This is a genomic window from Staphylococcus condimenti, assembly GCF_001618885.1.
Lineage (GTDB): Bacteria > Bacillota > Bacilli > Staphylococcales > Staphylococcaceae > Staphylococcus > Staphylococcus condimenti.
Window position 1 is genome coordinate 935,413 of the sequence record NZ_CP015114.1, and the last position, 26,171, is coordinate 961,583.

Genomic DNA, 26,171 nt, shown 5'->3' on the forward strand with positions numbered 1-26,171 from the left:
TAATTACATTTAAGCATATACCTATCTTAAAAGCAATTAACTTACTCGGTTAATAAGCTTTTTAAGACACGTTATTCCCTTTTGATTATTACAAGTCAGTAAGCCTTTTATAACGTCTAAAGAATGATTGATGGTTCGATATAAAAAATACGCACTTTATCGTTCTTCTGTTGACAGAATTTACAATAAAGCGCGTATTTTGTAATATGCTTCATCTATTTAATTTGTTGTTTAATTATCCAATTTGAATTTTTTCTTTAGGATAATGATACATAACCGGATCTTTACGGCCGCCAATCATGATAATAAAGGAAATTAATCCTACACGTCCTATAAACATCAGTATCATTAAAACTACTTTTGTGAAATCATTACCATCTCCGGAAGCACCGAGTGAAAGACCGCATGTTCCGAAAGCTGACATGATTTCAAAGAACACTTGCAAGAATGTTAATTTCGTTCCTTCAAAAGCTGAAGTTAATATGATAGCAACAGACGTTAGGATTGTCGCCACTCCAAATACTGTAAATGTTTTTTGAATATCTGACGGTTGGATTTCACGGTTGAACACCTTGATTGTCGTGTTGTTAGTATCATTTCTGAAGTTTATGATAAATAATATCAAAATTGCAAAAGTCGTTGTACGAATACCACCGCCGACTGAGCTTGGTGATGAACCGATGAACATTAATAAGCCCATCAAAATATTAGTCGCATCTGAAAAATGTGTGATATCGATGGTTTCCAGTCCAGCACTTCTTGTCGTTGTCGATTGGAACATCGCATAAAATAATGCTTTGTGCCAGCTTGAACCTTGAAATGCATGGTTTGCTTCTAATAACAAAATTACAATTGTGCCGAATGCGAATAACACAAAATATGTAATTGTTGTAATTTTAGCGAAAAGTGAGAAGCGGAAGTTTGGAATTCTATTTTTAATATAAGCTTTCACTTCCAACAATACAGGAAACCCTATCGACCCTAGTGTAATCAGGAACATTACAATGGTTTGTACAAAGTAATCATCTGCATATGGAATCAAAGAATTACCTGTGATATCTAATCCAGCATTTGTAGTAGATGAAATAGCTACAAAGAACCCTTGCATTAATGCATATTGAATATCTGACGTATCTCTGTAAAAATAAAACGCCAATAAAAGTGCGCCGACTAATTCTATCAACAGAATCGCTCGAACGATTTCAATAATCAGTTTTACAGCACCGCTCATCGTATTTCGGTTATTGTCTAACATAATTAATTGTCTTTCCCGCAAACCGATACGCTTTCCAAGTACTAACCATAAAACTGTACCCATCGCCATGACACCTACACCACCGATATTCAAGATGATAAGGATAATGATTTGACCGAATGTTGAATAAGTATCCACAATGGAAATAGGTGTTAGCCCAGTCACACTGATTCCAGAGACTGCCACAAAAAGTGTATCTATGGGATTAACATGTACACCTGGTTTGTGTACATACGGCAAGTTCAACATTAAGAATGCAGCGACAATGGCAATCAGATAATACATTACTATACCTTGTTGAGGACTGGTTCTTTTAAATAATTGATTAAAAATGGACAACTTTTTTCACCCCAACGTTACTTCAATTTAATCGTAATATCTTTTAGTTTACCATTTCTATAGATTTTTGCCGATAGTGGTTTTTTATCATCTTTATGCTCAAAAATGATTTGACGATAACGCAAACTATCTTCTATTTTAGTACTACCTAATTTTACTATAATATCATCCGGTTTCAAGCCTGCTTTTTCTGCAATTGAACTATCTTTTACTGCTCTAACAACAACGCCTTGTTTTACACTGCTAGGCAAATCAAACTGCTGACGTTCACTATCTGAAAGGTCGCTTACATTTGAAATTTGGACACCTGTATTAGGATAATCAATATGTCCATGCTTTTCTAATTGTTTTGCTAAATCAAGTGCATGGTTAACAGGAATTGCAAAAGCCATCCCTTCAACTGCCTGCATGTCAATTTTTAATGACACAATACCAATCAATTTACCATTTTGATCCACTACTGCCCCGCCTGAGTTTCCAGGATTGACCGGTGCATCAATTTGAAATGCTTTTGTTAAAGTATCATAATTACCATCTTTATCGATATCGACTGGAACGTTTCTGTTTAAGCCAGAAATAATTCCGCTAGAAACGCTGCCTTTAAAATCAGCACCTAATGGGTTGCCAACTGTAATAATAGGTTCAGCTAACTGCAATTGATTAGAATCTCCGATTGCTATCGGTTTAACATTGCTGTTCTTATCTACTTTAGCTTTGACAACTGCAATATCAGAGTATTTATCTTTTCCGATTACTTTGCCGTTTACTTCTTGTTTATCGTCATATAAAATATTCTGATCGGATTTATCTCCTACTACGTGTGCGTTTGTCAATATAAAAATAGAGTCGCCTACTTTTTTGTAGACGACACCTGAGCCGATTTCTCCGTCAGATTTTGGTGCTTCTTTTTCTACTGAGCTTTTATTACTTCCTTTATTTTCAACTGTTACCACAGAGTGAATCGTTTCTTTAGCAGCTTTCATCATAGTAGTTTGTTTTTTATCAGTACCGCCAGTTAAGGAAGAAATTTGGCCTGAAGATGTGCCATCTCTATCTTGCAGATTATGGAAAATCGCAAATAGCAGCAATACTAAGATAATCGCACCGATTACAACAGCAATTTTAGCCCAATTTTGACGTAGAAAGTCTGACATTCTTGAGTTTCCTTCGTTTTTAGATACATCATTCCTTTTAGAATTCATTTCTTTATCTTTAGATTCCTTATATTTTGACGTATGTGTCTTATCTTGGTTTGATGTTTGTTTGTTTTCGCTTTCTGTTTCAGCTACTTTATCTTTTTGTTTAGTAGCTTTGTCTGAGTCTCCTATTTGAGCAGCAGCTGCACTAGTTGCAACCGTGGTCTTTTTATCATTTTCAGGATGTTTTGGTGATTCTGCCGTATCAAATTCTGATTTATCTTTTTTGTTTTCACTTGCAGCGCTATGTAAGTTATCAGCGGTTGGATTTTCATTAGTATTCTCATGCGCTTTTTGTTTCTGATGTTGAATTTCTTCTTGCGTCAGCTTTTCAATTCTTGCTTTTCTCAAATTATCTTTTACACGCTCTTCGTTGTTTTTAGCAAGCTTTGCTTCACGCTCTTTCTCTAATTCTTTTGCTTCTTGTTCTTTTTTTACACGCTCTTCTCGTTCCTCGTTATGGAAGAATGAACGACGTTTACGTTTATAATGACGTTTAGGTATGACTTGTTTTCCATCCTTATGCTTTTTCTTATCATTTGAATGATTATCTTCTGCCATATTAACGCCTCCTTTACTACAATATACCTATGTCTTATTATGACATAACTAATTATGAATTTCTTGTAAATCCTTGTTATTTACACAAATAATTTGAGATTATTCCTTCAAAAATTAAAAATGCTTTCTGATTACACTTTTGTGATTTATCAGAAAGCATTTTTACGTTCTTATTATTTATCTTTATTTTGTGCTGCTTTTTTATTATGACGTAATGATGTTAACCAACCGATAACAACTAAGCCGATCATAACGCCCCAGAAAATACTTTGCCATAAAATTGTATGCGGGAAGTTTTCTGGAATCAGGTGTACTTGCGGATGTGCAAGTACTAAAACAACTAATTTAATACCTACCCAACCTACGATTGCGAATGCTGCACCTTCTAATCCTGGATATTTGTTAAGTAGATCTACAAACCAAGTTGCAGCAAAACGCATTAAAATAACACCAATCATTCCACCTGCAAACATTACTAAGAATTGACCTAAGTCCATTCCTCCAAAGTGAACACCTACTGGTTTTAATGTAAACGCAATAGCCATTGCTGCAAGCATTGAGTCGATTGCAAAGGCGATGTCTGCAAATTCAACTTTCGCTACAGTACCCCAGAAAGCTTTTGGTCCGACTTTCTTTTCATTTCCATGTTGATCATAGTGGTGATCATCACCTGCTTCTGGACTTTCAGGCCCATGCTGATTGGATTTGAAAAATTGATACAAATTACGCGCTGACATATAAAGTAAATAAACAGCACCAGCTGCTTGAATAAACCAGAAGTTTACTAAGTAACTGATTAAGAATAATGAAGCAAAACGAAATACAAATGCACCAAGTAAACCATAGAACAATGCTTTCTTTCTTTGTTCAGGTGGTAGGTGTCTAACCATAACGGCCATTACAACAGCATTATCTGCTGCTAATAAACCTTCTAAAAATACTAATACGAGCAATACCCATAAGTAAGGTAAAATTAAACTGGGATCCATTAAGAAACCAACTCCTTGTTTCATCAAATATCGCAAGTAATACATGTTGTATACCCGCTTTTACACAATAAAAGAGACCTATGCTAAATAAATAGCAAAGGTCTCACTTGAATGTCTCTTTATATAACATTCCATTTTACCGGAAGTAGATTACTTCGTAATGACGATAAAATGTACCGGCAAGCTTACTGCTTGTCCATCTAAGTTACTCCCCTCTGACATTGCTGTCATAGGTATTCAGTTATTTAAAACTATTATACCCTATGCAGGTCTTACAATAAACTATAAAGTTTAATTTCTGGGAATTTTTCTTCAAACCAACGTGTCGCAAATTCATTTTCAAATAAAAATACTTTTTGTTCATATCGGTCTTGCACTAAAATTGAACGTGATGTGCTCATTTTATCTTTAATGTCATCTTCATTTTCTACCCAGCGCGCAATTTTGCGGCCTACTGGTTCCATAACAACATCAACATTATATTCATTTTTCATTCGGTGTTCGAATACTTCAAATTGCAATTGACCGACTGCACCTAAAATGATTTGGTTCGTATGCAATGTTTTATAGTACTGAATCGCACCTTCTTGAACTAATTGTTCAATACCTTTATGGAAATGTTTTTGTTTCATAACGTTTTTAGCTGATACTTTCATGAAAAGTTCAGGTGTAAACTGCGGTAAATCTTCAAAACTAAATTTTTGATTTCCACCAACTAAAGTGTCTCCAATTTGATAATTACCAGTATCATATAAACCGATAATATCACCAGCAACCGCATGGTTAACTGTTTCCTTATCATCTGCCATAAATGAAGTAGAACGTGTAATCTTTTGCTTTTTGTTCGTACGTTGCAATTTCACATCCATACCACGTTCGAATGCACCACTGACAATACGCATGAAAGCAATACGGTCACGGTGTTTAGGATCCATGTTAGCTTGGATTTTAAAGATAAATCCTGAAAAATCTGGTGTAAACGGACTTACTTCCTCTGCTTCTTTTGTAATACGTCCATTAGGCATTGGTGCATGGTCAACATAAGCATTCAAGAAACTTTGTACACCAAAGTTTGCTAAAGCAGAACCAAAGAATACTGGTGTTAATTCACCCGCTAATAACATTTCGTTATCAAATTCTTCACCCGCTTCTTCTACTAGCATAAACTCATCTATCGCTTGTGTATACGTGCTGTCTTTTGTTATTTCATGTGCTTCTTCTAATTCATAATCATCATTGAGATGCAATAAATGTTCTTCATCTCTGAACGGTTCAATCGTACGTTGTTCACGATCAATAATTCCGAAGAAATTTTGCCCCATTCCAACTGGCCAGTTCATTGGATATGTTTTAATATTTAATGTTTCTTCAATTTCATCTAACAATTCAAACGGTTCTTTACCGACACGGTCTAACTTATTGATAAACGTAAAAATAGGAATACCGCGCATTTTACATACTTTGAACAATTTTAAAGTCTGAGGCTCGATTCCTTTAGCACAGTCGATTACCATTACAGCACTATCGACTGCCATTAATGTACGATACGTATCTTCAGAGAAGTCCTCATGTCCTGGTGTATCTAAAATATTAATATTATAATCATCATAATCAAATTGCATCACTGAACTGGTTACTGAAATACCACGCTCTTGCTCTACTTTCATCCAGTCACTTGTCGCAAATTTTCCAGATTTCTTACCTTTAACAGTACCCGCTTCGCGAATGGCACCGCCGAATAACAATAATTTTTCTGTTAATGTGGTTTTACCAGCATCCGGGTGAGAAATTATCGCAAAGGTTTTTCTGGATTCTATTTCATCCTTAATACTCATCATCTATCTCCTTTTCAAAAATCATTAAAGTAAGTTCATGTGCAAGACTTTCCGCCTTGTCTTCATCCATTAAATTAAAAAGATACATTATCAAATTTTCTTCTACATCTTCTGCAGACTCCTTTATATCTAACTCAGCAGACCAATTAATATCAGGTATAGCAACCAATATACAATTTTTTGCTGTTACTTCATTTATATAAGCAGTTGCACCTTCTAAATGTTGAAGTGTTCTAATCTTCAGAAGGTCCACCTCCGAATTTTTTATAAGCCGCTTCTAAACCGATTAAATCATCACGGTGTGGTACTTTAACATGTCCTGGCATAATTTGATAGGGTTCGCGTCCTTTTGATGCCAATACGACTGTATCTCCAGGTTCAGCTACGTCAATCGCATGACGTATACCTTCTGCACGATCTGTATATTCTACATAATTATCATGTGTTGCACCTTTGGCAAGTTCTGCTGTTAACATTTTAGGGTCATCGTTAGCTGGGTTATCCGGTGTGAAAATAACATAATCCGCTCGACTTGCTTGTTTTCCCATTTCAGGTGTTTTAGTAAGGTCTCTTTCTCCCGCCATACCGATTAAGAAAATCAATTTTTGCTTAACGAATGGTTTAACTGCATCAATTAACTTTTCAATACCGTCAGTAGTATGTGCATAATCAATAATCAAGTCTATCGGTAAACTAGGATCCAATACTTCTAAACGCCCTTCAACAGGCTCTAACTGACTGACTACATCCACAATTTCCTGCATAGGTGTTCCTGTTCCCCATACTGCCGTCATTGCAGCCATGATATTAGAAATATTGAACTTTCCAACATATGGAGAATCTACATGAAACGTTCCATCTGGTGTTACGAAGTCAAAAGAAGCACCTGTTAACGATTCTTGTATACGTTCAGCTTTGAACTGAGCTGGATGATGGATACCATAAGTGAATACTTCATATGGTGTGACACTTATGAGATAGTCAGAAAAATCATCATCTGCATTGACTACTGCAAATTTTTCTTTGCGCAGATCTTCACCAAGTTGGCTGAATAGCAATGACTTAGCATGACCGTATGCTTCCATAGTGCCGTGAAAATCAAGATGATCTTGAGTCAGGTTAGAAAAAATTGCGACATCAAATTCAACTCCGCTCAAACGTCCTAAGGCTAAGCCATGACTTGAAACTTCAAGCGTCATTGATTCTGCATCTGCTTCAACCGCTTCATGTATTTTTTTTGTTAAAGTCACAGTTTCTGGTGTTGTATTTTCTCCTTTAGTCACAGTTTCGTTAATTTGAAAACCATTCGTTCCTAAATATGCACTGCCTTTGCCTAACTTACGATGAATTTGGTGAATCATTGTTGCTATAGAAGTCTTCCCATTTGTACCCGTAACACCATATGTTGTCAGTTGTTCGCTCGGATAGTTATATAACTTATGTACAATTAAACTTGCGACACGGCGTGTTTGCGGCACAATTACTTGTGTTACATCACCTTCAAGTTCTTGTTCACTTTCTACTACAATCAGTTTGCAACCTTGATTTACTACATCCTGACAGAATTTATGACTATCGACTGTATAGCCTTTTGTAGCTACAAAAATACTGCCTTCTTCAGCGGTACGAGAGTCTGTAGTTATGTCAGTAATTTCTCTATCCAAACTGCCCAGCACTTGTTTCGATTTTATCTTTTCGAACAATTCGTTCGCTTTCACATCGATCGCTCCTTTTTTTCCAATACTACTATTTTATACATTTTTTTCGCATAAATCTACATACTGATGTTTAATTCTATTGTACAGATTTTTTGTGGATACACATATTGATTTCTATCTGTTCTAATTATCTCTTTTAAAGTTTGAAAAAGACTGAACTAGGCAATATGTTAGTGTAATATATCTAATTTATTATACAGGAAATGTTAAGTCAGTATGAAAATATTTTTATCTCTTATTAATAAATGTTATAATTCAGTGATGTTAACGTGAATCCGGTTTAACGTTCTTTAAATATGCGTTAAACTCAAAGCAAGCGGTGAAGGGACAAATTTTTTCTTCCCGACATATAGGAAAAAACTATAAATTCAAATAACTGGAGGGTGGCTACTCACATGGTTACTCAAAATAAGAAGATATTGATTATTACGGGCTCGTTCGGTAATGGCCACTTGCAAGTAACCAATAGCGTTGTGAATCAATTAAACGAAATGAATCTAAAACATCTTTCTGTGATAGAGCATGATTTATTTATGGAAGCACATCCTATTTTAACTTCTATTTGCAAAAAGTATTACATCAATAGTTTTAAATATTTTAGAAATTCATACAAACAGTTTTATTACAGCCGCCCAGAAGATGTAGATAAATGCTTTTACAAATACTACGGTTTAAATAAGCTTATTAACTTGCTGATAAAAGAAAAGCCAGACTTAATATTACTGACTTTCCCTACACCTGTTATGTCTGTTTTAACAGAACAATTCAACATGAACATACCTATTGCAACAGTAATGACAGATTATAGACTACATAAAAACTGGGTCACACCTCATTCTTCTCGTTATTATGTAGCCACACCAGACTTGAAACAAGAGTTTGTTAATGTTGGTGTACCAGAAGATATTATAAAAATCACAGGAATACCTATTTCTGAACAATTTGACGAAGAGATAGACACTAAGGCGTGGATGCATAAAAACCACCTTGATCCAAACCGCCCTACTATTTTGATGTCTGCAGGTGCTTTTGGGGTATCAAAAGGATTTGATGTAATGATTTCCGATATATTAGAACGTTCTCCAGAGACACAAATTGTCATGATATGCGGACGTAACAAAGAGTTGAAACGTACGTTGCGCCAACAATTCAAAGAACATGCTAATGTATTAATTTTAGGTTATACACATCATATGAACGAATGGATGGCATCCTCTCATTTGATGGTAACAAAACCTGGAGGCATCACAATTTCAGAAGCTTTAGCCAGAAAAGTACCCATGATATTCTTAGACCCTGCACCAGGTCAAGAATTAGAAAATGCGCTTTATTTCCAATCTAAAGGAATGGGAAAAGTTGCCAACACATCCGAAGAAGCAATCCAACTCATCACTGAGTTAACTCAAGATGAAGATGCATTAGCACGTATGGCAGAACAGATGCAAGAGTTAAAAGTTAAGTACCCTACCTATAAATTATGTCGAGATCTTTTACACCTGTTAGATCGTTCGTCACAATCCGAAGAAATTTATGGAAAGGTACCTATGTATGCAAAGCTCTTCATCAAATAGTTATAACAACACTAACTATCAACGTAATTTCATAATTATGCTTGTTATCTTATTTTTAATAGAATTTGCACGAGGAATGTTTGTTCTGAGTTACTTACCAATTCTACCGACTGTCTCATCAGTTGCGGTTGGTCTTACTTCTGCGGCAGTTTCTGTTCATTATATTTCAGATGCGGCAACTAACTTTGTAATTGGGTTCTTATTAAAGCGGTTTGGTGCTAAACCTGTTTTAACATTAGGATTTTTAATGGCATTCGGTAGTCTTTTCTTAGTAATATGGTTCCCATTTAATCCATATATCCTCTTTATCAGTGCAATCTTATTAGGTATTGCCTCTAGTCCGATATGGGTTATTATGTTATCAAGTGTTCGTGATGAAACACGTGGTAAACAAATGGGACATGTATACTTTGCATGGTTATTCGGACTCTTGCTTGGTATGATCGGCATGAATTTGATTATGAAAGTTCATCCGACTTCTTTTGCATTCTTAATGTCATTAATGGTTTTGATTGCTTGGATACTTTATTACTTTGTAAAAATAAGATTAACAAACTACAACACACGTAAAGTGAGCCAGCAATTGAAGCAAATCGGTGGGGTGGCTAAGAAAAACGGCGTACTTTTTCCCGGCATTATTTTACAGGGTGCCTCAATTAGTGCCCTTGTTCCAATTTTACCTATATATGCAACGAAAGTAATAAAAGTAAGCACCGTAGAATATACCGTGGCGCTTATAATTGGCGGTCTCGGTTGTGCGATTTCAATGCTGTTTTTATCTAAGATTATTGATAATCACGGAAAATCGTTTATGTATCTAACAATCTTTATCGGTTTTTTACTTTATACTCTAGGTATATTCGGACTCTCTTTAATTACGAATATTTATATTGTTTGGGGCATCGCACTCTTTATCGGCTTGATGTATGGATTCTTGCTTCCTGCATGGAATACATTTATGGCAAGCTTTATTCATAAAGATGAACAAGAAGAAACATGGGGTGTATTCAATAGTATTCAAGGGTTCGGTGCGATGATTGGCCCTATCATCGGTGGAATGCTTTATCAATTTACAGGTTCCGTCAATAATACATTCTATTTCTCAGCAGGTGTGTTTATATTTCTTGCTATTTTCTATGGTCTTTATTTCATAAAATTAAGACGACGCAGAATCTCTTCATAAACATAATGAAGCGGCGCTGATTTCATTTCGAATCAGCACCGCTTTTGTTATGTATGAAAGTATGAGGTCGGGACATTGAATTTGAAATCTTTCAGATTCATTTTCATTTCTATAAAAAGCCCACTATTTCTGTACAATGTCCTAGCCTCGTACTTTAGATTGTTTTAATCAATGCATTCAAAATCGAATGCATTTTATTCATTATTTAAAGCTAAATGTGTCAATTTCTTTCCACTTTTCAGCATCACTATCATATTGCAATAATGTCAATGCATCAATTGTTTCTTTATAATCGATACCTGCAAGTGCAACTTGACCAAAAATATCTTCGAATTCTTGACTAGTTAAACCTTGGGCAATTGTAAAATGCGGAACAAATGAGTGTTCTGGTTTGCCATAAAAATCGCCATTATTAAAGCGATTGTCCAACTCTTCTAATTCTGGTGTTTTTTCAACTTTAAAATAAATAACATTGTTGATCGGCGCAAAATTCGACGCTTTAGTTGCGTGAATATGCAACGGCTCAATCCCTTGCACACGCTCTTTAATTTCTTCTTTTACTTTATCGAAATCCCCATCTTCTACCTCAAACGAATCTTTAATTGTGATGTGAGGTGGAATTTGTGCATAACGCTCATCGTAACGTTTACGATATGCATCGACTTTTTCACGGAACGTTTTTGATGGAATTAATGCTAACCCTAAGATCATTTGAATTCCTCCTTAATTTAACTATATTGCCATTATAGCAAACATTTAATGAAATCGTTACCAAAAACAATAATTTTACAGAATTAACTGAATAATTCATTCTGCTAAAAAGTATAATAACAATGGTTCCATTAATGTTTTCCATGATTTCCATCGATGTGTACCGTCGAATTCTTCATAATAATGCGTCACTTCTTTTTGGTCCAATAGCGCATTTAATTCTCGGTTCGGCGTTAAGAAGTCAGCATGTTCACCTGTAGTTGGCAATGCAAAATCGATTTCTTCTTTCCCTACTGCTTGCCAAACATTCAAATGGTCGATAAATTGGCAACGATCTGCTAATACATCGACAACTTCATTAAACATCGGACTGAACATACCAACTTGACTAAACAATCTCGGGTACGATAATGCAGTCATTAACGCAATGGAGCCCGCTAAACTATCTCCTAATAAAATACGACCATTTGCAACTTTATACGTTGGAAATTTTTGATCAATGTATGGCAGAATTTCTTTTGCCATCGCTTTTACAGTCAATGGCGCCTTGCTTCCATCAGGCGAAAACTCTTCTCTGCGCAAATCCACTGTTTCATAATGAAATCCAATAATAATCGCTCGTTCAATTTTTTCTTCTTTTCTTAAGTTTTCATATGTACGATGAATACGGCCATACCTGAAAAAGTCTAACCCATCAAAACAAAAAATCACTTTATATTTAAATAAAGGTGTGTAATCTTCAGGAAGATAAATAGAAAATGTAATATCGCGTTCTAAAAGATCACTATGGAAAGTTGTCTTATTTACAGTACCTATTTTAAATTCAGTCATGATTTATCTCTCCTCAATTAATATATGCTCTTCATTGTAACAATTTTTTAATGATATGGTATTAAGCTAGATACACAGTGCTTTTTCAAGCTCATTCCGATAAGATTACTGCGAATTTGAATTGTTAATTTATTAATTAATTTTATTAAAATTGTTGCACGGAACTTTTTATAACAGTATAATTATGAAAAATCATTGTAACTAATGCATCTCGAACATATACAAATAAATTGAATAGATAAGCGGTTATTTTTAGGGATGGATATAAGCGTCTTATTTTTTCGATTTTATAAGGGGGAAGTCATTATGCTAGAAAGTATTGTAGCTTGGTTTAATGAAGTAGTATGGAGTAAACCGCTTGTTTATGGTTTATTGATTACTGGTATATTATTCTCACTGATGATGAAATTTTTCCAAGTCAGGCATTTTAAAGAAATGATCCGTTTAATGTTCCATGGTGAAAAATCACCAACTGGAATTTCTAGTTTCCAAGCGATTGCCTTATCTTTAGCTGGACGTGTTGGAACTGGTAACATTGTCGGAGTTTCTACTGCCATCTTCATTGGGGGGCCTGGAGCAGTATTTTGGATGTGGGTTACAGCATTCTTAGGTGCAAGTAGTGCATTCATCGAGTCCACTTTAGGTCAAATTTTTAAGCGAGAAGAAAAAGGAGAATACCGAGGCGGTCCCGCTTACTACATTCAGTATGGGATTAAAGGGCGTTTAGGTAAAATTTACGGTCTTGTCTTTGCGATTGTAACAGTCATTTCTGTTGGGCTTCTTTTACCGGGAGTTCAATCCAATGCAATCGCGAGCTCAATGCATAATGCTTTTAAAGTTCCAAGTTGGATTATTGCTGTTATTTTAGCTGTAGTTTTAGGTTTAATTATTTTCGGCGGTGTAAAATGGATTGCAAACGTAGCAACTGCAGTTGTTCCATTTATGGCTATTATTTATATCTTAATGGCTGTTTTTATTATCATTCTTAATATACAAGCAGTTCCTGCATTATTCGCACTTATTTTTAAATCAGCATTCGGGATGCAAGCAGCATTTGGGGGTATCTTTGGTGCAATGATTGAAATCGGAGTAAAGCGTGGGCTTTACTCAAATGAAGCAGGACAAGGTACTGGACCGCATGCAGCTGCTGCAGCAGAAGTTTCTCATCCAGCTAAACAAGGACTTGTACAAGCTTTCTCAGTTTATGTTGATACATTATTTGTATGTACAGCGACTGCATTAATTATTTTGATTTCAGGAACTTATAACACGACAAATGGTGATGTTGGACCTGGCGGTTTACCAAAACTGATTAAAGATAACGGAATATTCGTACAATCAGCAGATGGAACAAAAGACTATTCCGGTACTGCGATGTATGCACAAGCAGGTATTGATAAAGCCTTGCAAGGAGGCAGTTATCATTTTGATCCGACATTCTCAGGGGTAGGTTCATACTTTATTGCGATTGCATTATTCTTCTTTGCTTTTACTACTATTTTGGCATATTACTATATCGCCGAAACAAATATTGCATATATGACACGAAACAGTTCACGCTTTACTACTACGATTTGGATTAATGTTGCACGTATTGTATTAATCGGTGCAACTGTATATGGTTCAATTAAAACAGCTGATGTCGCTTGGAGTATGGGTGACTTAGGTGTAGGTATGATGGCTTGGTTAAATATTATTGCCATTTGGATCCTTCATCGACCGGCTATCGATGCACTTAAAGATTATGAAAGTCAGATGAAACGCTTAGGTTCAGGTAATTATGCTATTTACCACCCTGACCCGAAAAAATTACCAAATGCGACATTCTGGCTTGAAGATTATCCAAAACGTTTGAAAAAAGCGCATTTCAATGAAGAACAATATAATGATAAAGATAATGATCAAAACCCAGGACCTGATGTACCTCTAGGCAAAAATTTGAAAGAAGTTTAATTAATTTCAATTATCCTTCATCATTAGGTCTATAAACCACAAAGTAAATATAATATTAAATCCTTATATGAAATGAGTTCCAAAAGACAATCTGTTTCTTTCGGAGCTCATTTTTTATTACAGACCAAACCAACCTATTTTGATATATCTGTTTTCATTTACAAATTCTTTTTAAATATTACTTTTTGAGTGTTATTAAATAGGATATACTTATGTGTAAGTCTATTTCTTTAGGAGGAAATAATTATGCTTAACAAAGTATGGTTCAGGACAGGTATAATGCTTATCATTCTGTTCGTACTGATTAAGTTGATAATGGAAGTACATGTTATTTTCAATCCCATTATCATCATTGTTAAATCAGTATTATTGCCATTTATTTTGAGCGGATTCTTATTTTACGTATTCCTGCCGCTTCAAAAACTATTAGAAAAATATCGCATTCCTCGTTGGGGAAGCATTACAATTATATTTGTAATCTTAATTGGTATCATTACAGCTGCCGTTACCGTTGTAGCGCCATTAATTATGAATCAAATTAATAACTTGATTAAACAAGCACCGCAATTACAACAAGAAACTCAAGCAATGATTAAATATGCTTTAGATCAAATGGATAAACTTCCTAATGATGTAACAGATCGTGTTAATAAAGTTGTAAAATCATTTGGCGATAACGTCACAAATGTCTTAACAAACTCTATTTCAATTGTATCGCAAATCATTTCTACTTTATTCTTGTTAATAATGGTTCCTTTCTTCTTAATTTATATGTTGAAAGATCATGAAAAGTTCATTCCATCTATTGCTAAATTATTCAATGGAGACCGTAAAGTATTCGTAGTAAACTTGCTAAAAGATTTAAACCATACTTTGCAATCATATATCCAAGGACAAGTAACAGTCAGCTTTATCTTAGGTGTGATTCTTTATATCGGATATTCAATCATCGGATTAGATTACACATTACTACTTGTACTCTTTGCTGGGGTTGCCAATATGATTCCATTCTTAGGTCCGTGGATGTCCTTTGCTCCTGCTGCAATTATCGGTATCATTCAAAGCCCTTCAGCATTCATCTGGGTTTGTGTGGTTACATTAGTAGCACAGCAATTAGAAGGTAATGTCATTACACCTAATGTAATGGGTAAATCATTAAGCATTCACCCGCTTACAATCATCGTTGTCATTTTAGCTGCTGGTAATCTTGGCGGATTCGTATTAATTTTAGTTGCTGTTCCTTTATATGCAGTGATTAAAACGATTGTACGTAATGTCTTTAAATATCGACAGTCTATTATGATGAAAGCGCAAAGCGACGTTAAAGATTAAAAGTTATACAATAAAAAAAGCAAAACTATAATAGGTGTGCATACTTGATCTATAACAGTATGCACACCTTATTAATTATAAAATTAAGCGCTGTAATACTCCTGTTTAAAGGAATATGCAGCGCTTAACTTTATGCGTTTTCTAGATAACGTCTTCCTCGTAAAGGAATATGTTTTAACGATAATAGCATTACAAGGGAAACCATATACAAACAAGCAAGGAAAATCATAGTACCTAACATACCAGAATGATCCATCAAGAAACCAATCGCAATCGGCGATAATCCTCCTACTGCACGTCCAACATTGAAAATGACATTATTAGCCGTACTTCTTATATGTGTTGGATAAAAACTGCTGATAACAGCACCATAACCGGCAAACATTCCATTTACGAAGAATCCGACAAATGCGCCGCCGATTAATAAAGCAATGGCGCTTTGTGCAAAAACATAAAGGAACACAGAAGCAGCAGATGCAATTAAGAAAATACTGTATGATATCTTCGCCCCAAATTTATCAAGTACTTGTCCAAAACACAACATACCAAGACTCATACCGATAATTGTACTTATCGTCCATAACGATGAATTAGAAACACTTAACCCGTGCTGTTTTTGTAAAATTGAAGGCAACCAGTTCATAAGTCCAAAGTAACCTGCTACTTGAACACTAGACATTACCGTCAATGCAATAGTCGTATGTGCTTTATTCTTCGAATTAAATAAAAGCGTAATCGGAGAACTTTTTTTCTTTTCTAACGACTGTTTTGCTTTTGTACGTTTCCAAGCATCTGTTTCATCAAGGTTTCGACGAATATAAAAAGCTAAGATGACTGGAATTACACCAATTAAAAAGAGTGCACGCCACCCCCATAAAGGTAAAATTGCTGCTGCAAGCAACGCTGCTGTTAAAGCTCCAACTTGACCACCAATAGCAACAACCGATGATACTCTTCCTAATTTTTTTAATGCGAATACTTCTGCTACGAGCGCCATACCAATTCCAAACTCGCCGCCGCCACCCATGCCGGCAATGAAACGTAAAATATAGACAATATAAATGTTATGCGCGATTGAGAGCAGTGCAGTTGCAATCGCAAATAAAAATATCGTATATGTAAAAATACGAATACGCCCATATTTATCAGCAAGCACTCCAAAAATTACACCGCCAAAAAGCATACCAAAGTTAGTGATAGATGATATAAGTCCCGCTTCTGCAGATGTAATGTGGAATTCATTAATGATACTTGATAAGGCAAATGCTAAAAACATAACGTCCATATTTTCAAGACCAAATCCCAGCATAGAAGATGTAAGTATCTTGTTAGTATATGACTTATCTTGTTGATCAACTCTTTTTGCCATAGTAGTCACCCATTTCAATAATATGTATGATTAAATTTTCTCTGTTACATATCATACACTTTTCAAAACCTATTGGATAGATGTTTTTATACAAAAAAACTCTGTACCTTAAAATAGGTACAGAGCAATAGATGCATATTTATTATTTAATAGCGTGGAAACCAGCGTCAACATGAATGTTTTCGCCTGTTACACCACTTGATAAATCACTTAATAAGAAAGCAGCTGTTTTACCAACTTCTTCTTGATCTACATTACGTTTTAATGGTGCACGTTCTTCGACTTCTCTTAAAATCACATTTAAGTCGCCTACACCTTTCGCACTTACCGTACGGATTGGCCCAGCAGAAATAGAATTTACACGAATATTTTCTTCACCTAAATCTAATGCTAAGTAACGTACATTCGCTTCTAAGCTTGCTTTAGCTACACCCATTACGTTGTAATTAGGGATAGCTAATTCACCGCCAAGATAAGTTGTTGCTACAATACTTCCGCCTTCTGGCATTAATTTTTTCGCTTCACGTGCAACGATTGTTAATGAATACGAACTGATGTCTTGCGCCAACAAGAAACCATCACGTGATGTATCTGAGAAACGGCCGCGTAAATCTTCTACATTAGAAAATGCGATTGAGTGGTAAACACCATCGATAGTTCCTAAATCTTCACCAATCTGTTTAAAACCATTGATAACATCATCATCGCTTTGAACATCAATTTGGTACATGTGCTGTTGTTCTTGATTTAATTGATCATATAATTTTTCTAATTGCTTTTTACTACGTTCTTTACGATATGTAAATACAAGTTTCGCTCCTAATTGATCTAATACTTTAGCAACACCAAAACCAATACTGCGTTTGTTTGCTACTCCCATAATGACATAAGTTTTACCTTCTAAACTGAACATGAAAACTCTCCTTCATTTCATTATTATTTTCATTCACGATTAAAAATATTATAACATTTTTAAGCAGTTTACACTGCTTAGAGCTATTCTAGTTATTGGCAATAGAAATATTTTATCACTTCTATCATGTATAGCACAACTATTGTATATAACGAAGAAACCCCCCGTATACTTTTCAATATACGAAGGATTCCTAAACTTTTCATATCTATTAAGAATTAAAAGCGTAATATTCCAAGTCTCGTTTCAATTCATCTACATACTCTTTTGAGCCTGTAACAATCAAACGATCACCATAACGAAGTGTTGTGTCACCATGCGGCACAATAGATTCGTTATCTCTTACAATTCGAACAAATATAATATCGCCATCGAATGGGAAATTACGTAATTGAATATGATCGAATTTATAGTTGAGCATTTGAATTTCATAAAGTGATGTTTCAACGTTACTTAATAAGTTCAACATGTTCGGTGTTTCAATTAAACCTGTAAGTAAAATCTTATTACTTAAGAAACTACTGAAGATTTCGATACTTTCTTCGCGCAAGTTAGTCTCTCTTTCTCCACCTTCTTCAAAGCGACAAATCACACGATTGACTCCATGTTCTTTTGCCATCGTAGCCACATTGAAGTTAATATCATCATCGTTTGTTGAACATACTACTATATCACTATCGAACAACCCTAATTTATCTAACATTGCTTCATCATAATCTGCAATTTCGACAGTTGTAATATCGTTAGATAGACTACGTTGATCGCTTAAGTCTTTACGATAATATAATGTAATGGCATATAAATCAGACATTAAGTTCTGAGCGATTGGAATGGTCAATTGGTTTTTACCAATTAAGCTTACATTAATACGTCGTGTTGCTTCTTCTGGCATTGGGAATGTTTTCTTAAATATGATTGGAACAAAGACACATGTAATAACAGCACTTAAAATTAAAATACCTGAAATCTCTGGTGTAATCGTTTTTAATTGTTCAGCGATTTTTGCAGCTGCGATAACCAAAGATAGTGTTGAGGTTAATAAAAATGCTGATGATATTGTCGTCTTTTGATCAAACCAAGGTCGTATTGCATACACCGGTATGATTTTTGAGATCAAGAATGCTGCAATTAAAATCGGAATGATAATCAAAATGGACGGTTCTTTTATTAAAGAAGGAATGTTTAAATCTACCCCTACCATAATGAAAAAAATCGGAATAAAGAAACCATATCCGAATGAGTCCAATTTCTCTACCATATCTTCGTTCGGTCCAAGCAAGGAAACAATAACTCCTGCTAAGAACGCACCTAAAATATTTTCGGCACCTACACCTTCAGCAAGTGCAACGAGTAAAATAATCAGTGCAAAACATGCACGGACACCGATTTGCGTTGTCCCATCATTTAATTTTTGTAAAAATTTCGCTTTCTTAAACATACCGCCTAAGAAATAAAAGATGACAGTGAAAATAACCAAGATACTAATCAACCATAATGTAGCTCCGCCTTTACCGTTTAAAGCACCATATACAGTCAAAAGAATCATTGTGAATAAATCAGCTAAGACTGCAGTCAATAAGATGAATTGACCGATTCTCGTGCGCATGATATTCATTTCTTTCAACGTCGGTACTACGACACCTAAAGAAATCGTTGAGATGATAATTACCATTAATAGTACATCGTCAACCAAACCGAACCATTTGAATAAATAAGCCAAGATTACAGAAATAACCATAATAAGTCCGAATACAAATAAAGCTAATTGTAAATGGGTCGGTTGTTTTTTCTTATTTTTAGATTTCTTAGTGTTTTGTGTAGGTTGGCTTTTAAAAGCACTGAAATCTATTTCTAATCCGCTAAGGAACATTAAGAAAATAAAACCTAATGTAGAAAGTATATTTAGAACGTTGTCTCGTTCTACCAAGTGGAAACCTGATTGACCTATAATAAGCCCCATCAGAATTTCAGCAACTACAACTGGTAAAAAGTTAATATTAAGTCTGTTGACAATAATCGGGGTTAAAAACGCCGCCATGACAACAATTACGAGTGATACAAACTCCATGTGTCCCTCCTTATGTGAGATATGACATAAATGATGTTGCTAAACCAAAATAAATTAACATACTTACAATGTCATTAATTGTAGTAATAAAAGGACCGCTGGCAACTGCCGGATCAATTTTTAATTTATTCATTATCAGTGGGATGATCGAGCCCATAATCGTACCGACTGTCATGGCGATTGTCAAGCTGCCGCCGACAATTAGACCGAGGAGCGGTGTGCGGTAAAGTATCATAATAATTGTAAATAACACGATAGCACAGACTAATCCAGACAAGAAACCTGCACCTGCTTCACGTAATGTTATTTTAAATTTGCTTTGGTTTTCTATTTCACCAGTTGAAATATTACGTACTGAAACAGCAAGTGATTGTGTTCCTGAATTCCCAGACATTCCGCTGATAATTGGAATAAATGCTGCAAGTAAAGCTACTTTTTCTAATGTATCTTCAAATGAACCTAAGATGGTTGCAGTTATCATACCTAAAAACGTTAGGATGAGCAACCAAGGAAGACGCTTAGAGGCAGTTTTAACAATAGAATCATCCGTTGAATCGATATCAGAAACACCGGCTAAACCAGAGTAGTCTTCTAATGCTTCTTCATCCATAACGTCTAAGATATCATCAATTGTGATAATACCCAGTAAATGGTCTTGATAATCCACTACCGGCAATGCAATGAAGTCATAATCACGCATTGTTTGCGCGACATCTTCTTGGTCATCAGCTACATTTACGCTGACAACACGTTCACTCATGATATCTTCGATATAATCATCATTTTCAGCAACGATTAAATCTCGCAATGAAAGCACGCCTACTAATTGTTTATCGTCGTTCACAGCAAAAATAACATAAATCGTCTCTGCTTCAGGCGCTTGTTCTTTTACTAACAACAGCCCTTCTTTAACCGGCGTAGTTGTTTTTAATGAAATATACTCCGTTGTCATGATACCGCCGGCAGTGTCTTCTTCATAATGCATTAAAGCTTTAATTTCTTTAGCATCATTTTTATCCATTATTGCAAGCAAAGTTGCAATCTTACGCTTAGATAAATGGTTCATAATATCTACTGCGTTATCGTAAGACATATCTTCTAAGATATTTGCGGCATAATTTACTTTCATTTGGTCAAAGATTTCTTCATATTCATCATCGTCTATTTCTAATTGATCAAAGAAATCTGCTACTTCTTTAGGAGACAATAAATGATACATTTTTTGGTGAATTTCATTGTCGCTATCTTCGAAGTATTCACTTTGTTCATAAGTATGCATCGATAAGAACTCTTCACGGAATTTATCGATATCATTATTTAACAATAAATGATCTAATAAAGCCTTATTATATACTTCTTTTTCATCCATGAATTTATTATCGTCTTTTGCCAAATCGTAGACCTCCTCACATCTCAATTTTTTTACAAAGTTGTTGGAAAAGATTATCTAATTCTTTCCTTTTCGCATCATCTCTTACCTCGATTTGTGCGTGAGTGATTGGATGCTTAAAACTTAAAGAACAACACGCTAACGCTTGTCCATCTGCAAAATCATGTAATCCGCCATATAAACCGTCTCCTATAAGGGGATGATTAATATATTGGAAATGAACGCGTATTTGGTGTGTTCTTCCTGTATGCAGCTGTACCTCGCATAATGTATATTGCTCCGAAATATTAACAGGTTTGTAACTTGTTGCTGCATATTTTCCAAATCGATCTACTTTACGCTCAATGATGCTGTCTCCAGCTCTAGTGATGGGAGCAATTATCTTACTAGGTGCTTCTAACTTTCCTTTGCAAATGCAATGATAAATTTTCTTCATCTCAGTTGAAGCTATTCTATGATGAAGATGCCCATGTTTCGCGAACAAAACAATACCGCTTGTATCACGATCTAAACGCGTAACAATATGTGGTATAGGTTGAACATTTGTATCAGCAGTTTGAGCTTTCAGATATCCCATAACTTGCTCAATTAAACTGCCATGAGGGTGTTCACGAGAAGGAGCGCAATTTTGTTTTTTGCCTTTTGAAACAGCTATAAAATACTGATCTTCAAAGAGAACATCAAGCGGCTGAAAATCAGGCAATAGGTTCTCACTAGCTTGTTCATCTGGCAATTTCACTACTAAAATATCTCCAATTTCCAATATTTTTCTGACCGTAACAGGTACTTCGTTCACAATTAAAGCGCCATCACGTTTAATGGCACTTATCATTTTCTTGGAATATTGATTTTGTTGTAAAAAGTTTTTTAATACTACCGACGATAATATTTTATATTTAAATTCCATTACTCATCGCGTCCATCAGAAATGAACGAATCATGTACTCGTTTCCAGAACGGGAACGGTCTAAAACGTGCAAAACGAATTTCTTCTTCAGACACTTTATATTCAATACTCTTCACATTATGGTGTTTTGTTGTAACATGATCGATTGAAGTCATAATTGTCTTTTGATCTACAGGTGTAATTAGGCAATAATGATGTGCCGGCAATACTAATGGCGAACCTACTGTTCGGAATACACGGTTGTTGATAGATGCAATTTCTGTTAATTGAATTGCACGTAATGATGGGTGGATTAAAGCTCCACCAAGCGCTTTATTATAGGCTGTAGATCCTGAAGGTGTTGAGATACATAAGCCATCTCCTCTAAAACGTTCGAAGTGTTTTCCTCTCAAACTAACATCTGCAACTAATGTAGTATTGTCCTCAGTTTTCATGGTCGCTTCATTCAACGCAATATGATGTGACGGATTTTTTTCATCATTATAATGGACTGTGATATCAATTAAAGGATATTTAATTACTTCATAATCTCCATCATTAATTTCTCTTATCAACTTATCTGATTCATGCGGTAGCCAATCAGCATAGAAACCTAAATGTCCTGTATGTACCCCAACAAATGCTGTTTCCGATAATCTATAGCTATATTTATGAAAAGCTTCTAAAAGTGTTCCATCCCCACCGACTGAAATGACAATTTCAGGCGTTTCAGTATCTTTTATCATCTTTGTATCTTGCATTTGTGCTTCCATATTTTCTTTGATGCTGTTGGATTTATGATCTCCCTTTGACACAATATTATATCGCATGCTGCACCTCACTCTTGATTATGTTTTTTCGCCCTTTTTTTTGAATAGTATCGCTGCGCTTCTTGAATTTCATCTTTTATTTCAGACATTTCTTCATCTAAAGAAAAAGCGGCTTCAGCTGCATTTTCTAAACGTTTCTGAATTTCTGGAGGGTAATCGCCATCATATTTATAGCGTAAAGTGTGCTCAATTGTAGCCCAGAAATTCATCGCTAATGTACGTATTTGTATTTCAGCTAAGATTTTGCTTTGGCCTTCCAATGTTTCAATCGGATATTCAATAATAACATGATATGAACGATAACCGCTCTCTTTTGTATTATTAATATAATCTCTTTCTTCTACCACTTTAAAATCTTTTCTTTGGCGTAATAAATTTACAACAATTTCTATGTCATCAACGAATTGGCACATAATACGCAACCCTGCAATATCGTACATTTCTTCATGCAGGCGATCAAACGGAATTCCTCGTTCTGTAGCCTTTTCAATAATGCTTGTTAAAGGTTTAACACGACCGGTCACAAATTCAATTGGCGACGCATCTTGTTCTAAGTCATATATTTTGCGCAAACCTTTCAACTTTATCTTTAATTCATCAACTGCTTGTCTATAAGGGGTTAAAAATCGGTCCCATTGATTCATAGTGATTCACTCCGCTTCACTCCAACTCAAATGCTTCTTCAACTTCTGCTACAAAGTCTTTGCCGTAATTTGAGTTGCCTTTAATATTACTTAAAATATAGTCTAACTCTTGATCAAAATCTTCTAGTTTTAAATCATCATTGATATATATTGTTTTACCCTTATTTTCATGAAGCATCGACCACGTTTCTTTCACAAAGATAAGATACGAATAGGATTGACCATCATCTAATATATAGGCAAATCCATAATTATCGCTATCTACAAGCATTTGTCCTGCCTCTTTTAAACCTTCTGTAGATTTATCAGTATAGCAATAGATGCCATCGTCTTTCACCTTGATTTCATTCACATAAATTCGCATACCTTTGTTCCTCCTTGTGTTATTCCTCATTATTTTAACATATGTACAGAGTCCATTACATAACCTAAACCATTACTCTATTTATAAAGAATTTGAATTACTTTCAATCAATAAAAAAATCATCCATAATAGATAGACAAAGAGGTGATAATATGGCGATTAATCAAGAAATTGAATACAAACAACTCTTATCTGAAAACCAATACAATGAAATAAAAAGTGCCTTTTTCAATGGGCAAAATGCTTTCACACAAACTAACTATTATATTGATACACCTAATTTTGAATTAGCAGAACATTTAATGGCTTTGCGTATTCGTCAAATTGATAATAATTATGAAATGACATTGAAAGTGCCTGCCAAAGTTGGCTTGACCGAATACAATCATGAAACTGAAATTGTGCCAGAAGAAGGACTACATATTCAACCTGAACAATTACCAGATGATATTTATTCAGTTTTGCAAAAAAACAACATTAATTTTGAACAACTCAATATATTAGGTAATCTTACGACACACCGTATCGAAACTGAAATTAAAGAAGGATTGCTGGTTTTAGACCACAGTGAATATTTAGGAACTGAAGATTATGAATTAGAATTCGAAGTTGATAACCCTGAAATTGGTTTAAAAAAGTTTCAAGAGATTTTAAAAGAATTCAATATTAAATCAGAAATTCCAAAAAATAAAGTTGCACGATTTTTCGAAGTTAAAAGTAAATAAATTCACGGAAAATGTATAATCCTCTACATCAAAAGTCGTATTACTTTAAAATGTAAAAATTCATGTTATATTAGATATATATTTAAGGAACAGGGTGATGTTATGGCTCCAAAACCATATGAAGTCATAGGTAAAGAGAGATTATATAGTATGATAGATTACTTTTATTCGCTTGTTGAAAAAGACGAAAGAATAAATTATCTATTTCCTGGGGATTTTGCTGAAACCAGCCGAAAACAAAAACAATTTTTAACACAATTTCTAGGCGGACCAGCATTATATACTGAAGAACATGGTCACCCTATGTTAAAAATGCGGCATATGGAATTTAGAATTACGCCGTTTGAAAGAGATGCTTGGTTAGATAATATGAATAAAGCGATTCAACATGCAGAACTGCCTGCAGGTTGTTGGTGAATATCTATATGAAAGATTGCGCATGACCGCACATCATATGGTTAATTCTGAAAATTAATTGTAGGTGAATTAGATGTCTGAAGAATTGAAATTAATATGTAACAATAGACAAGATGAAACCAACCTTTCACCTGTGAGTAAAATTGAAATTTATTCTTTCTTCGATCCTTTTGATGAAGATTGCTTCAAACTTTCAGCAATCTTGTCAAAATTAAGAGTTGAATATAAACAATATATCCGTATTCGTCATATTTTAAACCCATCATTGAGAATTTTGACGAAGTGTCAAGCACAAAGCAGCTCTGAAAATGATAATATCGCGTTGGCATACAAAGCAGCAGAGTTACAAGGTCGTTCTCGCGCGGAACGTTTCATCCATTTGATGCAAAATGAAATAATACCTAAGCGAGATATTATTACAGAACAAATGATAAAGGAAGCTGCTAAAAATGCAGGTTTAGATTATGAAGTTTTCAAGGAAGACTTAAAGAGCGGAAAACTTAAAGAAAGCTTGAAAGTTGATTTACACATTGCACGGGAAATGGAAATAGATCAAGCCCCTTCCCTTGTTTTCTTCAATGAAGATGTTACTGAAGAAGGGTTAAAAGTTGAAGGTTTATATCCTTATCATATTTATACTTATATTATTAATGAATTGATGGGTACACCTATCGAAAAAGAATTACCACCTAAGCTCGAGACTTATATAAAAGAACAACAATTTGTTACATTTGAAGAATTATTAACGATATATGAATGGCCAGAAAAGATGTTATTGAAAGAGTTGAAGAAATTAGCTCTGCAACAAAAAATAGAAAAACTTAGCAATCCTGAAGGAGACTTCTGGAAAGCAAAATAAGTCATTTACTTAAGCACTTGCACATTACGTAGTTTAACCAAAAAGTTCAACTTTTGGTTAAACTATTTTTTAATGCAAGTGCTTTTTTTATTCGATATATGTATTGGATTGGATTGCATTTAACATATACATCCCTTCTATTATCACAAAACCACTTTTAATTTTATATTACTAGCAATACATTTTATAACCAGATTCTTTCACTTCATTAAGGTCTCCGCTATTCAATTGC

General features: G+C 34.7%; 22 protein-coding genes and 1 pseudogene. 7 read left to right on the forward strand and 16 right to left on the reverse strand.

Going from position 1 to position 26,171, the window contains the following annotated elements:
* Positions 1-235: 235 nt before the first annotated feature.
* The 6 genes from A4G25_RS04805 to A4G25_RS04830 form a co-directional block, all read right to left on the reverse strand.
* Positions 236-1,594, reverse strand: coding sequence for a TrkH family potassium uptake protein (locus A4G25_RS04805; RefSeq protein WP_047131705.1), 1,359 nt, complete (start codon positions 1,592-1,594; stop codon positions 236-238).
* Between the two features lie 17 nt (positions 1,595-1,611).
* Positions 1,612-3,351 (reverse strand): S1C family serine protease, encoded by a 1,740-nt coding sequence (locus tag A4G25_RS04810; RefSeq protein WP_047131704.1) that lies wholly within the window; start codon positions 3,349-3,351, stop codon positions 1,612-1,614.
* 173 nt (positions 3,352-3,524) lie between these two features.
* A complete protein-coding gene (locus A4G25_RS04815; protein ID WP_103163172.1) occupies positions 3,525-4,364 on the reverse strand; it encodes a TerC family protein in 840 nt (279 codons plus the stop codon).
* 248 nt (positions 4,365-4,612) lie between these two features.
* Positions 4,613-6,175: a peptide chain release factor 3 gene (locus A4G25_RS04820; protein WP_047131702.1), complete on the reverse strand. Its 1,563-nt coding sequence runs from the start codon at positions 6,173-6,175 to the stop codon at positions 4,613-4,615.
* Positions 6,165-6,428, reverse strand: coding sequence for a YueH family protein (locus tag A4G25_RS04825; RefSeq protein WP_047131701.1), 264 nt, complete (start codon positions 6,426-6,428; stop codon positions 6,165-6,167). The genes A4G25_RS04820 and A4G25_RS04825 overlap by 11 nt, the downstream gene beginning before the upstream one ends.
* Entirely contained in the window at positions 6,409-7,893 is a 1,485-nt protein-coding gene (locus tag A4G25_RS04830) for a UDP-N-acetylmuramoyl-L-alanyl-D-glutamate--L-lysine ligase (protein WP_047131700.1), read from the reverse strand. Before A4G25_RS04830 ends, A4G25_RS04825 begins: the two co-directional genes overlap by 20 nt.
* A 395-nt stretch (positions 7,894-8,288) precedes the next feature.
* On the opposite strand from A4G25_RS04830, the gene A4G25_RS04835 reads away from it, so the two are divergent.
* Positions 8,289-9,464, forward strand: coding sequence for a diglucosyl diacylglycerol synthase (locus A4G25_RS04835; RefSeq protein ID WP_047131699.1), 1,176 nt, complete (start codon positions 8,289-8,291; stop codon positions 9,462-9,464).
* A complete protein-coding gene (ltaA, locus tag A4G25_RS04840) occupies positions 9,442-10,647 on the forward strand; it encodes a lipoteichoic acid biosynthesis MFS flippase LtaA (protein WP_047131698.1) in 1,206 nt (401 codons plus the stop codon). The genes A4G25_RS04835 and ltaA overlap by 23 nt, the downstream gene beginning before the upstream one ends.
* Before the next feature lie 201 nt (positions 10,648-10,848).
* On the opposite strand, the gene A4G25_RS04845 is transcribed toward ltaA, so the two are convergent.
* Both A4G25_RS04845 and A4G25_RS04850 read right to left on the reverse strand, forming a co-directional pair.
* A complete protein-coding gene (locus A4G25_RS04845) occupies positions 10,849-11,358 on the reverse strand; it encodes a YjcG family protein (RefSeq protein ID WP_047131697.1) in 510 nt (169 codons plus the stop codon).
* A 96-nt stretch (positions 11,359-11,454) separates the two neighbouring features.
* Positions 11,455-12,189: an esterase family protein gene (locus A4G25_RS04850; protein WP_047131696.1), complete on the reverse strand. Its 735-nt coding sequence runs from the start codon at positions 12,187-12,189 to the stop codon at positions 11,455-11,457.
* Positions 12,190-12,495: 306 nt separating this feature from the next.
* Here A4G25_RS04850 and A4G25_RS04855 point away from each other — a divergent pair, with 306 nt between their 5' ends.
* Together A4G25_RS04855 and cozEa are read left to right on the forward strand one after the other, a co-directional pair.
* Positions 12,496-14,142, forward strand: coding sequence for an alanine/glycine:cation symporter family protein (locus A4G25_RS04855; protein ID WP_047131695.1), 1,647 nt, complete (start codon positions 12,496-12,498; stop codon positions 14,140-14,142).
* Positions 14,143-14,388: 246 nt separating this feature from the next.
* A complete protein-coding gene (gene cozEa / locus A4G25_RS04860) occupies positions 14,389-15,474 on the forward strand; it encodes a lipoteichoic acid biosynthesis protein CozEa (RefSeq protein ID WP_047131694.1) in 1,086 nt (361 codons plus the stop codon).
* Between the two features lie 130 nt (positions 15,475-15,604).
* Here the strand turns inward: cozEa and A4G25_RS04865 are convergent, their stop codons facing one another.
* From A4G25_RS04865 to A4G25_RS04900, 8 genes are all read right to left on the reverse strand, one after another.
* Positions 15,605-16,843 carry an MFS transporter gene (locus A4G25_RS04865; protein ID WP_047131693.1) on the reverse strand — a complete coding sequence of 413 codons (1,239 nt, stop codon included), beginning with the start codon at positions 16,841-16,843 and terminating at the stop codon, positions 15,605-15,607.
* A 142-nt stretch (positions 16,844-16,985) separates the two neighbouring features.
* On the reverse strand, positions 16,986-17,756 hold the full coding sequence (gene fabI / locus A4G25_RS04870) for an enoyl-ACP reductase FabI (protein WP_047131692.1): 771 nt from the start codon (positions 17,754-17,756) through the stop codon (positions 16,986-16,988).
* A 211-nt stretch (positions 17,757-17,967) separates the two neighbouring features.
* A complete protein-coding gene (locus A4G25_RS04875) occupies positions 17,968-19,824 on the reverse strand; it encodes a monovalent cation:proton antiporter family protein (RefSeq protein ID WP_047131691.1) in 1,857 nt (618 codons plus the stop codon).
* A gap of 10 nt (positions 19,825-19,834) precedes the next feature.
* Positions 19,835-21,193: a magnesium transporter gene (gene mgtE / locus A4G25_RS04880; RefSeq protein ID WP_103163173.1), complete on the reverse strand. Its 1,359-nt coding sequence runs from the start codon at positions 21,191-21,193 to the stop codon at positions 19,835-19,837.
* 37 nt (positions 21,194-21,230) lie between these two features.
* A complete protein-coding gene (locus A4G25_RS04885) occupies positions 21,231-22,121 on the reverse strand; it encodes an RluA family pseudouridine synthase (protein ID WP_047131689.1) in 891 nt (296 codons plus the stop codon).
* Positions 22,121-22,930 (reverse strand): NAD kinase, encoded by an 810-nt coding sequence (locus A4G25_RS04890; RefSeq protein WP_047131688.1) that lies wholly within the window; start codon positions 22,928-22,930, stop codon positions 22,121-22,123. The genes A4G25_RS04885 and A4G25_RS04890 overlap by 1 nt, the downstream gene beginning before the upstream one ends.
* 8 nt (positions 22,931-22,938) lie before the next feature.
* Positions 22,939-23,574 (reverse strand): GTP diphosphokinase, encoded by a 636-nt coding sequence (gene yjbM, locus A4G25_RS04895; RefSeq protein WP_047131687.1) that lies wholly within the window; start codon positions 23,572-23,574, stop codon positions 22,939-22,941.
* Between the two features lie 16 nt (positions 23,575-23,590).
* Entirely contained in the window at positions 23,591-23,938 is a 348-nt protein-coding gene (locus tag A4G25_RS04900; protein ID WP_047131686.1) for a UPF0738 family protein, read from the reverse strand.
* Between the two features lie 152 nt (positions 23,939-24,090).
* Between A4G25_RS04900 and A4G25_RS04905 the strand changes: the two genes are divergently transcribed.
* The 3 genes and pseudogenes from A4G25_RS04905 (at position 24,091) to yjbH (ending at position 25,939) form a co-directional block, all read left to right on the forward strand.
* On the forward strand, positions 24,091-24,663 hold the full coding sequence (locus tag A4G25_RS04905) for a CYTH domain-containing protein (protein ID WP_047131685.1): 573 nt from the start codon (positions 24,091-24,093) through the stop codon (positions 24,661-24,663).
* 102 nt (positions 24,664-24,765) lie between these two features.
* Positions 24,766-25,138, forward strand: a pseudogene (locus tag A4G25_RS04910) (truncated hemoglobin YjbI).
* A 15-nt stretch (positions 25,139-25,153) separates the two neighbouring features.
* Positions 25,154-25,939: a protease adaptor protein YjbH gene (yjbH, locus tag A4G25_RS04915; protein WP_047131684.1), complete on the forward strand. Its 786-nt coding sequence runs from the start codon at positions 25,154-25,156 to the stop codon at positions 25,937-25,939.
* Positions 25,940-26,171 lie beyond the last annotated feature (232 nt).

What these genes read in the sequence shown, in the direction of transcription:
- A4G25_RS04810 (WP_047131704.1), bottom strand. Translation starts at nt 3,351, where the DNA reads ATGGCAGAAGATAATCATTCAAATGATAAGAAAAAGCATAAGGATGGA.
- A4G25_RS04815 (WP_103163172.1), bottom strand. Translation starts at nt 4,364, where the DNA reads ATGAAACAAGGAGTTGGTTTCTTAATGGATCCCAGTTTAATTTTACCT.
- A4G25_RS04820 (WP_047131702.1), bottom strand. Translation starts at nt 6,175, where the DNA reads ATGAGTATTAAGGATGAAATAGAATCCAGAAAAACCTTTGCGATAATT.
- A4G25_RS04835 (WP_047131699.1), top strand. Translation starts at nt 8,289, where the DNA reads ATGGTTACTCAAAATAAGAAGATATTGATTATTACGGGCTCGTTCGGT.
- ltaA (WP_047131698.1), top strand. Translation starts at nt 9,442, where the DNA reads ATGCAAAGCTCTTCATCAAATAGTTATAACAACACTAACTATCAACGT.
- A4G25_RS04845 (WP_047131697.1), bottom strand. Translation starts at nt 11,358, where the DNA reads ATGATCTTAGGGTTAGCATTAATTCCATCAAAAACGTTCCGTGAAAAA.
- A4G25_RS04850 (WP_047131696.1), bottom strand. Translation starts at nt 12,189, where the DNA reads ATGACTGAATTTAAAATAGGTACTGTAAATAAGACAACTTTCCATAGT.
- A4G25_RS04855 (WP_047131695.1), top strand. Translation starts at nt 12,496, where the DNA reads ATGCTAGAAAGTATTGTAGCTTGGTTTAATGAAGTAGTATGGAGTAAA.
- cozEa (WP_047131694.1), top strand. Translation starts at nt 14,389, where the DNA reads ATGCTTAACAAAGTATGGTTCAGGACAGGTATAATGCTTATCATTCTG.
- A4G25_RS04865 (WP_047131693.1), bottom strand. Translation starts at nt 16,843, where the DNA reads ATGGCAAAAAGAGTTGATCAACAAGATAAGTCATATACTAACAAGATA.
- fabI (WP_047131692.1), bottom strand. Translation starts at nt 17,756, where the DNA reads ATGTTCAGTTTAGAAGGTAAAACTTATGTCATTATGGGAGTAGCAAAC.
- A4G25_RS04875 (WP_047131691.1), bottom strand. Translation starts at nt 19,824, where the DNA reads ATGGAGTTTGTATCACTCGTAATTGTTGTCATGGCGGCGTTTTTAACC.
- mgtE (WP_103163173.1), bottom strand. Translation starts at nt 21,193, where the DNA reads ATGGATGAAAAAGAAGTATATAATAAGGCTTTATTAGATCATTTATTG.
- A4G25_RS04885 (WP_047131689.1), bottom strand. Translation starts at nt 22,121, where the DNA reads ATGGAATTTAAATATAAAATATTATCGTCGGTAGTATTAAAAAACTTT.
- A4G25_RS04890 (WP_047131688.1), bottom strand. Translation starts at nt 22,930, where the DNA reads ATGCGATATAATATTGTGTCAAAGGGAGATCATAAATCCAACAGCATC.
- yjbM (WP_047131687.1), bottom strand. Translation starts at nt 23,574, where the DNA reads ATGAATCAATGGGACCGATTTTTAACCCCTTATAGACAAGCAGTTGAT.
- A4G25_RS04900 (WP_047131686.1), bottom strand. Translation starts at nt 23,938, where the DNA reads ATGCGAATTTATGTGAATGAAATCAAGGTGAAAGACGATGGCATCTAT.
- A4G25_RS04905 (WP_047131685.1), top strand. Translation starts at nt 24,091, where the DNA reads ATGGCGATTAATCAAGAAATTGAATACAAACAACTCTTATCTGAAAAC.
- yjbH (WP_047131684.1), top strand. Translation starts at nt 25,154, where the DNA reads ATGTCTGAAGAATTGAAATTAATATGTAACAATAGACAAGATGAAACC.